12 protein-coding genes are annotated in these 14,478 nt (G+C 58.6%); 6 read left to right on the plus strand and 6 right to left on the minus strand.

Features of this window, described 5'->3' with window-relative positions:
- Positions 1–22: 22 nt before the first annotated feature.
- The 5 genes from GGD46_RS10695 to GGD46_RS10715 form a co-directional block, all read right to left on the minus strand.
- A complete protein-coding gene (locus tag GGD46_RS10695; RefSeq protein ID WP_184703753.1) occupies positions 23–1,084 on the minus strand; it encodes an ABC transporter ATP-binding protein in 1,062 nt (353 codons plus the stop codon).
- An 11-nt stretch (positions 1,085–1,095) separates the two neighbouring features.
- Positions 1,096–1,884, minus strand: a complete 789-nt coding sequence (locus tag GGD46_RS10700) for an ABC transporter permease (RefSeq protein WP_184703754.1) — start codon at positions 1,882–1,884, stop codon at positions 1,096–1,098.
- Positions 1,881–2,771 (minus strand): ABC transporter permease, encoded by an 891-nt coding sequence (locus tag GGD46_RS10705; protein ID WP_184703755.1) that lies wholly within the window; start codon positions 2,769–2,771, stop codon positions 1,881–1,883. Before GGD46_RS10705 ends, GGD46_RS10700 begins: the two co-directional genes overlap by 4 nt.
- Before the next feature lie 72 nt (positions 2,772–2,843).
- Complete coding sequence (locus GGD46_RS10710) at positions 2,844–3,947, minus strand: ABC transporter substrate-binding protein (protein WP_184703756.1); 1,104 nt, start codon at positions 3,945–3,947, stop codon at positions 2,844–2,846.
- A gap of 187 nt (positions 3,948–4,134) precedes the next feature.
- A complete protein-coding gene (locus GGD46_RS10715) occupies positions 4,135–5,007 on the minus strand; it encodes a MurR/RpiR family transcriptional regulator (RefSeq protein ID WP_184703757.1) in 873 nt (290 codons plus the stop codon).
- Positions 5,008–5,187: 180 nt separating this feature from the next.
- Here GGD46_RS10715 and GGD46_RS10720 point away from each other — a divergent pair, with 180 nt between their 5' ends.
- The 5 genes from GGD46_RS10720 to GGD46_RS10740 all read left to right on the plus strand — a co-directional run bounded on the left by GGD46_RS10720 (position 5,188) and on the right by GGD46_RS10740 (position 11,833).
- A complete protein-coding gene (locus GGD46_RS10720) occupies positions 5,188–5,955 on the plus strand; it encodes an N-formylglutamate amidohydrolase (protein WP_184703758.1) in 768 nt (255 codons plus the stop codon).
- A 126-nt stretch (positions 5,956–6,081) separates the two neighbouring features.
- On the plus strand, positions 6,082–7,653 hold the full coding sequence (locus GGD46_RS10725; protein ID WP_184703759.1) for an amino acid permease: 1,572 nt from the start codon (positions 6,082–6,084) through the stop codon (positions 7,651–7,653).
- Positions 7,654–7,778: 125 nt separating this feature from the next.
- Positions 7,779–9,149 (plus strand): glutamine synthetase family protein, encoded by a 1,371-nt coding sequence (locus GGD46_RS10730; RefSeq protein ID WP_184703760.1) that lies wholly within the window; start codon positions 7,779–7,781, stop codon positions 9,147–9,149.
- A gap of 153 nt (positions 9,150–9,302) precedes the next feature.
- Positions 9,303–10,688, plus strand: coding sequence for an aldehyde dehydrogenase family protein (locus tag GGD46_RS10735; protein ID WP_184703761.1), 1,386 nt, complete (start codon positions 9,303–9,305; stop codon positions 10,686–10,688).
- A complete protein-coding gene (locus GGD46_RS10740; RefSeq protein ID WP_184703762.1) occupies positions 10,685–11,833 on the plus strand; it encodes an iron-containing alcohol dehydrogenase in 1,149 nt (382 codons plus the stop codon). Before GGD46_RS10735 ends, GGD46_RS10740 begins: the two co-directional genes overlap by 4 nt.
- A gap of 117 nt (positions 11,834–11,950) precedes the next feature.
- Here GGD46_RS10740 and GGD46_RS10745 read toward each other — a convergent pair whose 3' ends face one another.
- The gene (locus GGD46_RS10745; protein ID WP_184703763.1) at positions 11,951–13,396 is read right to left on the minus strand and encodes a L,D-transpeptidase; all 1,446 of its coding nucleotides are present in this window, start codon (positions 13,394–13,396) and stop codon (positions 11,951–11,953) included.
- Positions 13,397–13,612: 216 nt separating this feature from the next.
- Between GGD46_RS10745 and GGD46_RS10750 the strand changes: the two genes are divergently transcribed.
- Positions 13,613–14,452 carry a DUF4432 family protein gene (locus GGD46_RS10750; RefSeq protein ID WP_184703764.1) on the plus strand — a complete coding sequence of 280 codons (840 nt, stop codon included), beginning with the start codon at positions 13,613–13,615 and terminating at the stop codon, positions 14,450–14,452.
- The last annotated feature ends 26 nt before the right edge of the window (positions 14,453–14,478 follow it).

A 14,478-nucleotide genomic window follows, 5' to 3' on the forward strand; every position in this document is an offset into this window, starting at 1 on the left:
CCCCGTCAGACAGGGCTACCTCTCAATCCTGGATGACCAGCAGATCGGAGGAGGCGAAGCGTAACGTGACCCTCTCGCCGACGCTCGGAGGCATCATGCCCGGGCTGTTGAACATGTCGAAGGAAATCGTGTTGCCAGCGACATTCATGCGGGTACGGATGACCGAGCCTAGGAAGTGTGCCGAGGAAACCTCGCCGGTGAGCGCCGTGTCGCCCTTGGCCGATTCCGCCAGAGAGCCAGCTTCCGGACGCAGAGCGAGCGATACGGTATCGCCTGCCTTATAGGCCGTGACCGACTGCTTCAGGGTGACGCCCTGGTCGCCGATCATGATGCGGTTGCTGTCGGGATCGATAACCTTGCCTTCGATGAGGTTCAGCGTGCCGACGAAGGACGCGACGAAACGCGTTGCCGGCTTGTTGTAGATCTCAAAGGGCGTGCCGATCTGATCGGCGCGGCCCGCGTTCATCACGACGATGCGGTCGGAGATGGACAGCGCTTCTTCCTGATCGTGAGTGACGAAGACGGTGGTGATGCCGAGCTGCTGTTGGATGGCGCGGATTTCTTCGCGCAGTGAGATACGGATCTTGGCATCGAGCGCCGAGAGCGGCTCATCGAGCAGGAGGACCTGCGGCTTGACGGCGATGGCGCGGGCAAGCGCCACGCGCTGCTGCTGGCCGCCGGACATTTGGTAAGGATAGCGGCCGGCGAGATGGTCGAGCTTGATGAGAGCAAGCATCTCCTTGACGCGCTTGTCGATGTCGGGCTTCGACATGCCGGCGACCTTGAGGCCGAAGGCGACGTTGTCATGCACTGTCATGTTCGGGAACAGGGCATAAGCCTGGAACACCATGCCGATGTTGCGCTGGTTCGGCTTCAACGGCCGCTGATCCTTGCCGTTGATCATCAGCGTACCGGCAGTCGGAGTTTCGAAACCGGCGATCATGCGCAGCACGGTCGTCTTGCCGCAGCCCGATGGGCCGAGGAAGGAGACGAATTCCCCCTTTTCGATTTGCATGTTGAAATCGTGAACGACCTGAATGTCGCCGAAGGACTTCTTGATGTGGGTGAGTTCGAGAAAAGCCATGGTGAGAAGCCTTACGCCTTAATCGGAGCAGATTTTGAGAAACGGGAAACGAGCTGCAACAGGCCCATGCTGAGCCAGGTAACGGCAAGTGCGATGATGGCAAGGGCGGAGGGCTCGTAAGCTCTATTGGCGCCCATGAGCTGCATATAGGGCCCGAACGCCGGACGATTGAGCAGCGACGCCATGGTGAATTCGCCCATGACGATCGCGAGTGTGATGAACGCTCCGGAAAGCACACCGCTCATGACATTTGGAAAGATGCATTTGAACATGATGGTTGTCCATTTTGCACCAAGGCTTTCGGCAGCCTCCGTCAGCGTGCCGACATCAATGGTACGCATCGCCGTATCGACAGAACGATACATATAGGGCAGCGATAACACAATGTAGGAGCAGACGAGCAGAATGTTCGTCGTCGAATTATAGCCTGTCAGCGGCAGAATCGACGACGAATTATAGAGCCGCAGATAGCCGAAGACGATGACGATGGCGGGAATGACCAGCGGCATCAGGGTGATGAATTCCACGACAGGGCGAAGCTGCGGCAGCCGCAGCCTTACCCAGTATGCGGTGGGCACGACGAGCAGCATGCCGAAGATAATGGTCAGGAGCGCCATCAGCATCGAGAAGCCAAAGGCCGTTATGAAGCCGAAATCCGAAAAGACGGACGCATAGGCGTCGAAGCTGTAGGCGTTGCGCCGCATGCGCAGCGAGAATTCCATTGTACCGATGAGCGGCACCAGGAAGTAGATGAGGCCGATGGCAACCGCGACCCAGGCGAAGAATTTTTGCAGCTTCATTTCTGCCACCGTTCAGCGCGCATGCGCATCAAAATATAAATGACGTTCGAAATGCCGGTGATAACGATCATGCCGAGCGCCAACGCATAGCCCAGATTGGCATTGTGCAGCACGTCGCCGCGGATCTGCGCATAGAGCACGATCGGAACGATATTCAGTGAGCTGCCGGTGAGTGCAATTGCCGTCGCAATGGCGCCGAACGAATTTGCAAACAGCAGCAGCGTCGTGCCAAGCAGGCTCGGCCACAGGATCGGCAGGGCGACCATCCGCCAATATTGTCCGTTGGTTGCGCCCAGAATGGAGGCCGCTTCACGCCATTCCTTCTTCATGCCGTCGAGCGCCGGCGTAATGATCAGCACCATCAACGGGATCTGGAAGTACATGTAGGTGATGGTCAGGCCGAAGAAGCTCAGCAGGTTGAAGCCTGTGCCATAGAGATTGAAGCCGAAATGAGCGAGCAATATCGTAACGAGACCCTGGCGGCCCAGCGTGGCAATAAACGAGAAGGCCAGCGGCACGCCGGCGAAATTCGATGCGACCCCCGAGAAGGTCAGAAAGGCATGACGGATCCAGGTGGGAAGCCCGCCCAGGACAAGCGCCCAAGCCAGGTAAAAGCCTATAATCGCACCACCGAGCGCCGAAGCGACAGAGATTTTGATACTGATCAAATAGGCGCTCATGATCGTCGGCGTGAACAGGTCGGCGATGTTCTTGAGCGTAAAGCTTCCGTCCGGCGTCAGGAAAGCGCCGGCGACCAGATAGACCGTCGGTAGAATCAGAAACAGCAATGCGAAGATGAGGAAGGGCGCGATGCCCATCCAGTCGACAACCACGCGCTTGTTGATCATCGGAGTGGAACTGACCGTTGATGTTGTGACGATACTCATGATGGTCCAATCCGCGGCGCCGAGAAAATGGAAAACCTCCCCGTCGAAACGGGGAGGCGATGTCTCGTTTGATTACTGTACGTTCGAACCGACGACAGAATCCCACTTAGTGGTGATGGCGGCCTTGCCGGCAGCCTGCTCGTCGAGCGTCGGGAATACAGCCTTTTCATAGGCGGCAGCCGGCGGCAGCTTGTCGAGAAGCTCCTGCGGGATCTTCTTGTTCTTCGCCAGATCGTTGAAGCGGATCGGGTGGCAATAGCCCTTCAGCCAGCCGATCTGACCTTCGTCGGAATAGAGGAACTCCATCCAGAGCTTGGCAGCGTTCGGGTGCGGAGCGAAGGCCGAGATCGCCTGGACGTAGACGCCGGCGAGAACGCCCGAAGCTGGAACAGTGACGTCAACCGGCGGATTGCCTTTCAGGCCGTCGCGCCATTCAAGACCGTTATAGTCCCATGCGACGACGATCGGGGTTGCGCCCTGGGCGAGCGAGGCGGACTTGCCGATGACCGGAACGAAGTTGCCAGCCTTGTTGAGCTTCGCGAAGTAGTCGAGACCGGCAGCGCCTGCTTTGGTGGCATCCTTTTCGCCGGCAGCTAGGCCAGCGGCGTAGACGGCCTGAACAGCCTGGTTCGAGGTGCGCGGGTCGCCAGCGAGCGAAACGGTGTTGGCATATTCCGGCTTCAGGAGGTCGGCCCAGTCCTTCGGCGGGTTCTTCACGATGTCCTTGTTGGTGACAAAGGTGAGAACGCCGTAGTAGTCGCCGTACCAATAGCCTTCGGCATCCTTGTTGCTGTCCGGAATGGAATCCCAGGTAGAAACCTTGTAAGGCTGCAGCAGGCCTTCCTTCTTGGCGGTCGGGCCGAAGGAGAGACCGACGTCGATCACGTCAGGAGCCTGCGGGCCTTTGTTGCCCTTGTTGGCGCGGATTGCTTCGACTTCGTCGCCCGAACCGGCATCCGGGTTGAGCTCGTTGACTTCGATGCCGTACTTGGCCTTGAATGCTGCAATCACGTCGCCATAACCGCACCAGTTGTGAGGCAGGGCGATCGTGGTCAGCGTGCCTTCCTTCTTGGCGGCAGCGATGAGGTCGGCGCTCGGTTCTGCGGCGGCGATTGCGCTCGAGGCGACGAGCATCGCGGTCGAGATGGTCAGAAGACGGTGAATTTTCGAGATCACTGCATTTCCTCCTTTTGGGTTTTCAGTGTCTGGCGTTGCTGTTAATGACGTAACATGAAGGTTGTGTGACGGCTTCAAAGTGCTGCAATTCCTGTGAACGCAATTGATTTTTCTTCTAGGCGCCAAGTGTGACAGCTACTGCATTTCACACCCTCAACCTCACGCAATTTTGTATTTTCGCTCCCCTCTAGCTCAGTTTGCGGAACAACTGCGTTTGCTCGAAAAGACCTTCGAGCGTTTTCATGCGCTCGCTTGTCTCGTCCCAGGTCGAACTTTGTACGGCCTCGATCAGGGCTTCGACGATGAAGAGTGTGACAACCGATGAATCCCAGGCGGACGGCGCCTCGATTTGCACGCGGAAGATGTGCTTGGCGTGCTTGGTAGCCGGCGATGCCCACTGGTCGGTAAAGACGATGATCTCTGCGCCGCGGCGGCGGGCGACGGCGGCAAGATTGACCATTTCCTGCTCGTAGCGCCTGATATCGAAGATCACGAGCAGATCGCCCGGATTCATATTCAGAACATATTGCGGCCAGGTGCTGGAATTGGAGGAGAGCAGGGTGGTGTTGGGGCGGATCACCTGCATATGAGTGAAAAAATACTCGGCAAGCGCGCCCGTGATACGGCCGCCGACGAAGTAAAGCCCGCGTTTGCGCTCCGATAGCAAAGTTGCAACACTATCGAACGTCGCAGCATCGAGATCGGAGAGGGTCTGCCGGAGATTGCCCATGATGGCATCGGCGAAGCGATTGAGAATATGCGTGCCCGGTGCATTCGATGCCCACCGATCATGCTTCGTCAGCGGGTTGGAGATGGTTGCCTCGACCTCCTGATGGAGGTGCGACTGAAAATCCGGATAACCCTTGTAGCCGAGCTTCTGCACCATGCGCGCAACGGTCGGCGTCGACACCCGCGCATTTTCCGCGACCGTCGTGATGCTGCCCAGCCCCGAAACGGGGTAGTTGTCGAGCAGGCTCTTAGCCAGCTGCTTTTCGGCGCGCGTCAACGTGTCGAAGCGAGCGTTGATCACGTCAGAAACTGTCTTTGACGCATTGTTCAATCGATTTTAGCTCCCCGGGCCGGTCTTATGCCGATCTCCTGCAACGATATAACAACGCTGTCACATTTCGAGTCAATGTCACAAATGAAGAAATAATTTCAGTTTCCGGTTGACAGCGACCAAAAGCTGAAGAATTCTTTTCTTATAAAGATTTTATTAATCGGCAATGGGGCGCCCCGGATGCTTGCACAGCAAGGCATTTTGACGAAGGCGGACGGCGATTGTGTCGCGGTCGAGAGGCCAGACGGAAGCAGCGCGGTTTTCATCATCTGCGAGCATGCTTCTCGTGCTTTGCCCGAACGTTTCGGGGACCTTGGGCTTTCTCCCGAGGCGCTTTCCAGCCATATCGCGTGGGATCCTGGCGCACTGGCGGTTGCAAGGAAGATCTCGGCAAGCCTCGATGCTACACTGGTCTATCAGCGCTTCTCCCGCCTGATTTATGATTGCAACCGGCCGCCGGAAAGCGCCGGTGCGATGCCGGAGACAAGCGAGATCTACACGATTCCGGGCAACCAGCATCTGGACGAAGCGGATCGGCGGGCGCGCACCGAAGGTCTCTACATACCGTTTCACGATCGCATCCGGGCCTTGCTGAAGGAACGGGCTGCACGCGGGCAAAAAACCGTGATCGTGACGATGCATAGCTTCACGCCGGTTTATAACGGCAAGCCGAGGGCGGTGGAGCTCGGAATTCTGCATGACGACGACCATTGGCTGGGCGATCGCATGCTGGATGCAGCGGCGGAGGCGCCGCTCTATCAGACAGACCGCAACCAGCCTTACGGGCCTGAAGACGGCGTCACCCATACACTGAAACTGCATGGGATCGCCAATGGTCTGCACAATGTAATGATCGAGATCCGCAACGATCTCATCGGAGACGACGTTGGCCAAGGGGTCATGGCCGACTATCTGACAGGGCTTCTCCAGAACAGCCTGGAAGCCTGAGCTAAAAAGAAAAAGACCCCGGGGAGCAGTTCAACTGCGATAGGGCCGCACGGCAAAAAGCCGGCGGCTCATGTGACACATGGTTCTCCGCAATCCCGCGGACGACCGGGCTTAAGGGGGAATGGCATGTCTGATTATACAGAGTTAGACAAAAAGCAGGATGTTCATATCCTGCACTCCATGGGCTATGCCCAGGAGCTGGAACGGCGCATGAGTTCATTCTCGAATTTCGCCATTTCCTTCTCCATTATCTGCATTCTATCCGGCGGTATCAACTCGCTCGCGCAGGCGACATCGGGTGCCGGTGGTGCCGCGATCGGCATCGGTTGGCCGATCGGCTGCGTGATTTCCGGTGTATTCGCGCTCTCGATGGCGCAGATTTCCTCAGCCTATCCGACAGCCGGCGGCCTTTATCACTGGGGCTCGATCCTCGGTAACCGGTTCACCGGCTGGCTGACGGCCTGGCTCAACCTGCTCGGTCTCATCACCGTGCTTGGCGCGATCAATGTCGGGACCTGGGGCTTCTTCAGCGGCTCCATCGCCCCGTGGTTCGGCATCGCCGTCGATACCAATACTTCGGCCGGCTTTGCGAACCAGATCATCTTCGTCGCCATCATCACCGGCCTGCAGGCGCTGATCAATCATTTCGGCATCAAGCTGACGGCAAAGCTGACCGATATGTCCGGCTACCTGATCTTCGCCGCCGCGATCGCGCTGACCGTCGTCTGCCTCATCGGCGTCAAGAGCTGGGACATCAGCCGCATCTGGACCTTCACCAACTACTCCGGCACGCCGGAGGGTGATGCATCGGTTTGGCCGAAGATGGACAATATCTGGTACGTCTTTGCTCTGGGGCTGTTGCTGCCGATCTACACGATCACCGGATATGACGCTTCGGCACATACGTCCGAAGAGACGGTCAAGGCATCCAGCTCGGTGCCGCGCGGGATGGTATCTTCGGTCTGGTGGTCGTCATTGTTCGGCTACATCATGCTACTGGCCTTCCTCCTGGCGATCCCGGACATGAACGAAGCCTCGAAGCAGGGCTGGAACGTCTTCTTCTGGACGATCAACAGTGTCACCCACCCTGTCGTCGCCAATATCCTCTATGTCGCGATCTTCATCTCGCAGCTGCTGTGCGGCCTTGCGACCGTTACATCCGCATCGCGCATGATCTATGCTTTCTCGCGCGACGGCGGCCTGCCGTTCTCGAAATCGCTCGCCAGCGTCAGCCCCAAGTTCCGCACGCCTTCCGTCGCCATCTGGACGGGCGCGGTTCTTGCAGTCCTGTTCGTCTGGGGCGCCTCGCTCGTCCCGGTCGCCGGCTCTTCGGCCTACACCATCGTCGTGTCGTGCACCGTCATCTTCCTGTTCCTTTCGTTCACTGTGCCGATCGTCCTCGGCATCAAGGCGATCGGAACAGCGAAATGGCCGAAAATGGGGCCGTGGAACATGGGTATCGGTACCTATAAGCTGGTCTCGGTTCTGGTGATCATTGCTATGGCGATCATCTTCATCATCGGCGTGCAGCCGCCGAACGAATGGGCTCTCTACATCACCATCGGCTTCCTGGTCCTGACCGCGGTGGTTTGGTTTGCCTTCGAACAGCGGCGCTTCCAGGGACCGCCGATTGGCGACGTCATCGCCAAGCGTCAGGCTGATATCGCCGCCGCTGAACGGGCCGTTGGCGAAGTATAATCCTCGTTCGTCTTCAATCCGGCGGGGGCCGTTGTTGCGGCCCCCCCACTCGATGCGCGGCTTCGGGTTATACGCCCCATTAAGCTGTCAGCCGATCACTCTTCTATCTTTCAGGCGGATTAATCATGAGCACAAGCTATACGTTCGATGACCTCAGGAAGGATGTGGCCGAAGGGCGCATCGATACGGTTCTGGCATGCCAGGTGGACATGCAGGGCCGCCTGATGGGCAAACGTTTCCAGGCAGAATTCTTCGTCGAGAGCGCCTGGAAGGAAACGCATAGCTGCAACTATCTGCAGGCGACCGACATCGAGATGGAAACCGTCTCCGGTTACAAGTCGACAAGCTGGGAGAAGGGCTATGGCGACTATACCATGAAGCCTGATCTTGCCACGCTGCGCCGCATTCCGTGGCTGGAAGGCACGGCGCTGGTCCTCTGCGACGTGCTCGACCATCACACGCACGAGGAAGTCGCGCATTCGCCGCGGGCTATCCTCAAGAAGCAGGTCAAGCGCCTCGAGGCGATGGGCATGAAGGCCTATATGGCTTCGGAGCTCGAATTCTTTCTGTTCGATCAGAGCTACGACAGTGCCCGCGAAGCCGGCTATCGCAACCTCAATCTCGTCAGCGGATACAACGAGGATTACCACATCTTCCAAACCACCAAGGAAGAAGATGTGATGCGCGCGATCCGCAAGGGTTTGCAGGGCGCCGATATCCCGGTCGAAAACTCCAAGGGCGAGGCTTCTGCAGGCCAGGAGGAAATCAACGTCCGCTACGCCGACGCGCTGACCATGGCCGACCGTCATGCCATCATCAAGAACGGCTGCAAGGAGATCGCCTGGTCGAAGGGCAAGGCCATTACCTTCCTGGCGAAATGGAATTACAGCGCTGCCGGCAGTTCATCCCATATCCATCAGTCGCTCTGGAGCGCCGATGGCAAGACGCCGCTGTTCTTCGACAAGGAAAAAGAACATGGCATGACGCCGATGATGAGGCACTACGTTGCCGGCCTTCTGACGCATGCCAGCGAAATTACCTACTTCCTGGCGCCCTATATCAATTCCTACAAGCGCTTCGTGGCCGGCACCTTCGCCCCCACCAAGGCGATCTGGAGCACGGATAATCGCACGGCCGGCTATCGTCTGTGCGGTGCCGACACGAAGAGCATCCGTATCGAGTGCCGCGTCGGCGGCTCCGACCTCAATCCCTATCTTGCTTTTGCGGCGCTGATAGCCGCAGGCATTGACGGGATCGAGAATAAGCTCGAACTGGAAGCGCCCTTTGTCGGCGACGCCTATGGCGCACGCGAGGTTCGAGAAATTCCGCGCACGCTGCGTGGTGCGACCGAAGCCCTAACCAATTCGAAAATGCTGCGTGCGGCTTTCGGCGACGAGGTGATCGATCACTATACCCGTGCTGCCGAATGGGAGCAGGAAGAGTATGATCGTCGCATCACCGATTGGGAAGTGGCGCGCGGATTCGAAAGAGCGTAAGGCTTTTGCAAGCTGTCCCTGTCCGATTTCCATTTCATGATCGGGCAGGGCGTCAGGATGGCCCGCTCGCCTGATATTTCCGCTTTGAATGCGGCCACAGGTTGTGCAACATCCGGCAATCAATTTGATGACCAAGAAAACAGGAATTCGATCATGACGATGATCAAATGCGTCTCACCGGTAAACGGAGAGGTTTATGCCGAGCGTCCGGCGCTGTCGCTGGAAGCCGCCAAGGAAGTCGTGGCCCGCGCCCGCAAGGCGCAGAAGGATTGGGCGCGCCGCCCATTGGAAGATCGTGTCCAGCTCGTGCTGAAGGGTGTCGCCCGGCTCAACGAGATGGCCGATGTAGTCGTGCCGGAGCTTGCCTGGCAGATGGGGCGCCCGATCAAGTATGGCGGCGAATATCGCGGCTTCAACGAGCGCTCGAACTATGTCGCCTCGATCGCTGCCGATGCAATGGCGCCGCTGGTCGTGGAAGACAGCGCCAATTTTGCCCGCCGTATCGAGCGCGAACCGCATGGCGTCGTCTTCGTCATCGCTCCCTGGAACTATCCTTATATGACGGCGATCAACACGGTTGCTCCGGCCCTAATGGCCGGCAATACCGTCATTCTCAAACACGCAAGCCAGACGCTCCTCGTCGGCGAGCGGCTCGTTCAGGCTTTTGTCGAAGCGGGTGTTCCTGCCGACGTCTTCCAGAATGTCTTCTTTGACCACGATACGACATCGGCGCTGATTGCCGCCGGCAGCTTCAACTTCGTCAATTTCACCGGTTCTGTCGAAGGCGGCCGGTCGATCGAGCGTGCCGCTGCCGGCACCTTTACCAGCCTCGGGCTGGAGCTCGGCGGCAAGGATCCGGGCTATGTCATGGAGGACGCAGATCTCGACGCCGCCGTCGACACGCTGATGGATGGCGCCACCTTCAATTCCGGTCAGTGCTGCTGCGGCATCGAGCGCATCTATGTGCATGAATCGCTTTACGACAGCTTTGTCGAAAAGTCGGTCGCCTGGGTTTCGAACTACAAGCTCGGCAATCCACTCGATCCCGAGACATCGCTCGGTCCGATGGCGCATAAGCGTTTCGCCAAGGTCGTGCGCGATCAGATCGCCGATGCGGTCGCCAAGGGTGCGAAGGCACTGGTCGACCCGAAGCTGTTCCCGGCCGACGACGGCGGCGCTTATCTTGCGCCGCAGATTCTCGTGAATGTCGATCATTCGATGGCCTTCATGCGCGAAGAAACTTTCGGCCCGGCCGTCGGCATCATGAAGGTGAAGTCGGACGCTGAAGCGCTGGAGCTGATGAACGACAGCCCCTACGGTCTGACTGCTTCGCTCTGGACCAAGGATGTCGAGCGCGCCTCGCGCATCGGTCGCGAGATCGAAACCGGCACCGTCTTCATGAACCGCGCCGACTATCTCGATCCGGCACTGTGCTGGACCGGCGTCAAGGAAACCGGTCGCGGCGGTTCGCTGTCGATCATCGGCTTCCACAATCTGACGCGCCCGAAATCCTATCACCTGAAGAAAGTAACAGCATGAGCAACATCTCAGCCAATTGGAGCTATCCGAACGCCTTCAAGCTCGGCCGCGGCCGTATCAAGGAACTGGCGGACGCCTGCAAAAGCCTGGGCATGAAGAAGCCGCTCCTGGTCACCGACCGGGGACTCGCCTCGATGGCGATCACCAAGACGGCCCTGGATATTCTGGAAGAGGCAGGTCTCGGCCGCGCGATCTTCGCCGATGTCGATCCGAACCCGAACGAGAAGAACCTCGAAGCCGGCGTGAAGGCATTCAAGGATGGCGGTCACGATGGCGTCGTCGCTTTCGGTGGCGGCTCCGGTCTCGACCTTGGCAAATGCGTTGCGTTCATGGCCGGCCAGACCCGGCCGGTATGGGATTTCGAAGATATTGGCGACTGGTGGACCCGCGCCAGCGTCGAAGGCATCGCGCCGATCGTCGCCGTGCCGACGACCGCCGGCACCGGTTCGGAAGTCGGCCGCGCCAGCGTTATCACCAATTCCGCGACGCATGTGAAGAAGATCATCTTCCATCCGAAGTTCCTGCCGGGCGTCGTCATCGCCGATCCGGAGCTGACCGTCGGCATGCCGAAAGTCATCACTGCCGGCACGGGTATGGACGCGTTTGCCCATTGCCTGGAAGCCTATTCTTCGCCCTTCTACCACCCGATGTCGGCCGGCATCGCGCTGGAAGGCATGCGCCTGGTCAAGGAATTCCTGCCGCGCGCCTATCGCGAGGGAACGGATCTCGAAGCCCGCGCCAACATGATGAGCGCGGCTGCCATGGGCGCTGTCGCCTTCCAGAAGGGTCTTGGCGCCATTCACGCGCTCTCGCATCCGATCGGCGCCGTGTACAACACGCACCACGGCATGACCAATGCCGTCGTCATGCCGGCGGTCCTGCGCTTCAACCGCAAGGCCATTGAGGAGAAGATTGCCCGTGCGGCAGCTTACCTCGGCATCGCTGGCGGCTTCGACGGCTTCTACGATTACGTGCTGCAGCTGCGCGCCGAACTCGGCGTTCCGGAAAGCCTCTCGGCCATGGGCATCACGCCCGACCGCATCGACGAGCTTTCTGCCATGGCAATCGAAGACCCGAGCGCCGGTGGCAATCCGGTACCGATGACGCTGGAAAACACGAAGGTTCTTTTCCGCGACTGCTTCTGAGGCATTGCGGAATGTCTTGACGCGCCGGACGAAAGTTGCGGTGCGTCGAGCGCTTCTGGACAACAAAAAAGCCGCCGGGTGAGCCCGGCGGCTTTTTCGTTCAGCCTTGTCTGGCGATCAGTCGACGAATTCCACGACCACCCCGGGCTTGACCATCTTTGCCAGCTCTGTCGCATCCCAGTTTGTGAGACGCACACAGCCATGGCTCTGCGTCTTGCCGATTCTGGAGGGATCAGGCGTACCGTGGATACCGTAGGTTGGTTTCGACAGGGCCATCCATACCGTTCCAACCGGACCGTTCGGACCAGGCGGGATGTTGAGAACCTTGTCGTTTCCGGCTTGTTGGAAGTTGATTTTTGGATTGTATGTGTAGCCTGGATTGAAGGCGACGCGCTCGACAGTCACCGTGCCTGACGGCGAAGGCGTGTCGGCAGAGCCGATACTGGCCGGGTAGGCGGCGATCAGCGTGCCGTTGGCATCATAGGCGAAAACCTGCTTGCGCCCCTTATCCGCAAGGATCTTTGCGACCGAGCCGGTCTTGCTGGGGCCGGTATTGACGACCTTGATGGTGTTGCCGGGTATAGTGAAATCGACGCCTGGATTGAGTGCCTTCAGATAGCCCTCATCCATATGAAAGCGCTCTGCCAGCATTTCGGTCGTCGAGGTATAGCCGAGCGACGGCATCTGGGCTTTCGCGGCATAATCCTCGGGGATCGATGCAACATAGGGGCCTGCTGCGTCGGCTGCGGTGATCGTATAATTGACGATCGGCATGCCGCCGGACATGCGCAGCTGCTCGAGGATCGCATCGGTATTGTTGGGGTCGAGCGTCTGTCCCGTCATCTGCTGATAGGCGTAGATCGCCTTCGTGACATTTGCCCCCATACGGCCGTCGATGGCGCCCGGCGAAATGCCTTGCCGCGCGAGGAAGACCTCGAGCGCGGTGATTTCCATCTTTGACTTGCCCTTGAGCGTGATGACCGGCTCTGCCGCCGGTTTGCGGATGATATCCGGCGTCGCCTGCTGCGGGTCGATCGAAGCATAGTCGTTGCCGCTCGGATTGATCTGACCCTGGCTCCGGTCCGGCATCGGTTGATTGTCAAGCGGCTGGCTCTGTATATCGCCATCGCGCGGGATGGCGCCGGTCACGACATCCTGATCCTGCGGATCGTAGCGACCATAGCCATCGTTGCGATATTGGCGATAGTCACGATAGCCGCCACTGTTGGAAAGCTGCGTATCGCCGTAGCGACCGCCGTTCCCGTTTCCATTGTTATTGTAGGCATCGCGAGCCGGCGCACGGGGGTAATAGGTGCTCGCCTTCATTTCGGTGGCGACAACGTTGCCATAGGCATCGACCAGCACTCGCCGCCCGCGTCCGTCGCGGGCCATCGAGTATCCGCTCCCGTAGGGATACTGCTCAAGTATTTGCCCGTCGGGTGTAACCAGAACCGTGCCGCGGTTGCCGCTGCGATAATACTGCGCCTGCGCGTCGGTGAGCGCGAGCACAGACACGCTGGCTGTCATTGCCAGGACAAAACTCAATCTTACGAACCGGTTCACGTCTGTCGAATCCTCGGGTAGTCGTTCGGCTGACACACACATGGCAAATTTGACGCCAGTATGGATATTTAGATTATCATGCTGAATAAAATATAAAAATTTGTGTGATCAAGGGTTCAAGTTAACATTCGGTAAGGTAAATCACCATTTATTTGCGGCGCGTCCCATTATGGAGCAACGTTCGCGCGCAGGACCGATCAGGGGGGATTCCTAGGAATGATAGATTTTGCCGCGGCAAAAGGGCCGAGACTTGCACTTGATGAGACTTCGGTTCTGGATATCGGTGCTTGCATCGTAGACGGAAATGATCTTGCTCCCGGACGCGCCATTCCCGATGACGGCGATCCCCGCGTCGACCATTCGCTCGAGGGTTTCCTTTTCACCTGTGGACCGGATCATATCCGCCATCCGCAGCCGATGACGGGTGCTTTCGAGGGCAAGCGCTATCCGCTGCATGGTTCGTTCTCCTCCAATCCGGCCAAAGTTCTCTGGACCAAATTTGAGAATGGCAATGCGGAGTGCCGTGCTGATATCAATGTTGTCACCGCCGAGGGACGGGCGGCGAGGCTGGAGCGCCATTGGCGGATCGACGGTTCGACCGGCGAGGTTTCCCTGGTTGACCGCGTCATCAACACCAGCGGCGAGGCGATGCCGGTTTTCCTGATGTACCACATGAATATCGGCGGCAAATGGTTCGATGACGGTACCCGCCTTACCGGGCAGATGCTTGAAGATGGGAGCTTACCCTGGGCATTCGGCAAAGAGGGTGGTGATATTTTCTGCGTGCCTGCGCGGGAGAAGGAACAGGATTGGGCACAGGTCAGCCTTGGACCTGTCGCTGCTATCGGCGGGAAGTCTCTAAGGGTGCGCTTTGGCGCGGAAACCCTGCCTTTCCTGCAGGTCTGGCGCAATCAGCAAGAGCCGGCGAACGTGCTCGGCATCGAGCCGGTTTCACACCGCTGGGTCTCGCGTGCGGAGCTTCAAGAGGCGGGTGAATTCAATATTCTTCAGCCCGGTGAAGCCCGCAACTTCATGCTCAACTTTGCCTTCGTTTGAGCGCGCGTGGCGGTTGACGCTGGATG

It is taken from the genome of Martinezella lusitana, from assembly GCF_014207095.1.
Taxonomy (GTDB): Bacteria; Pseudomonadota; Alphaproteobacteria; order Rhizobiales; family Rhizobiaceae; genus Rhizobium; species Rhizobium lusitanum_B.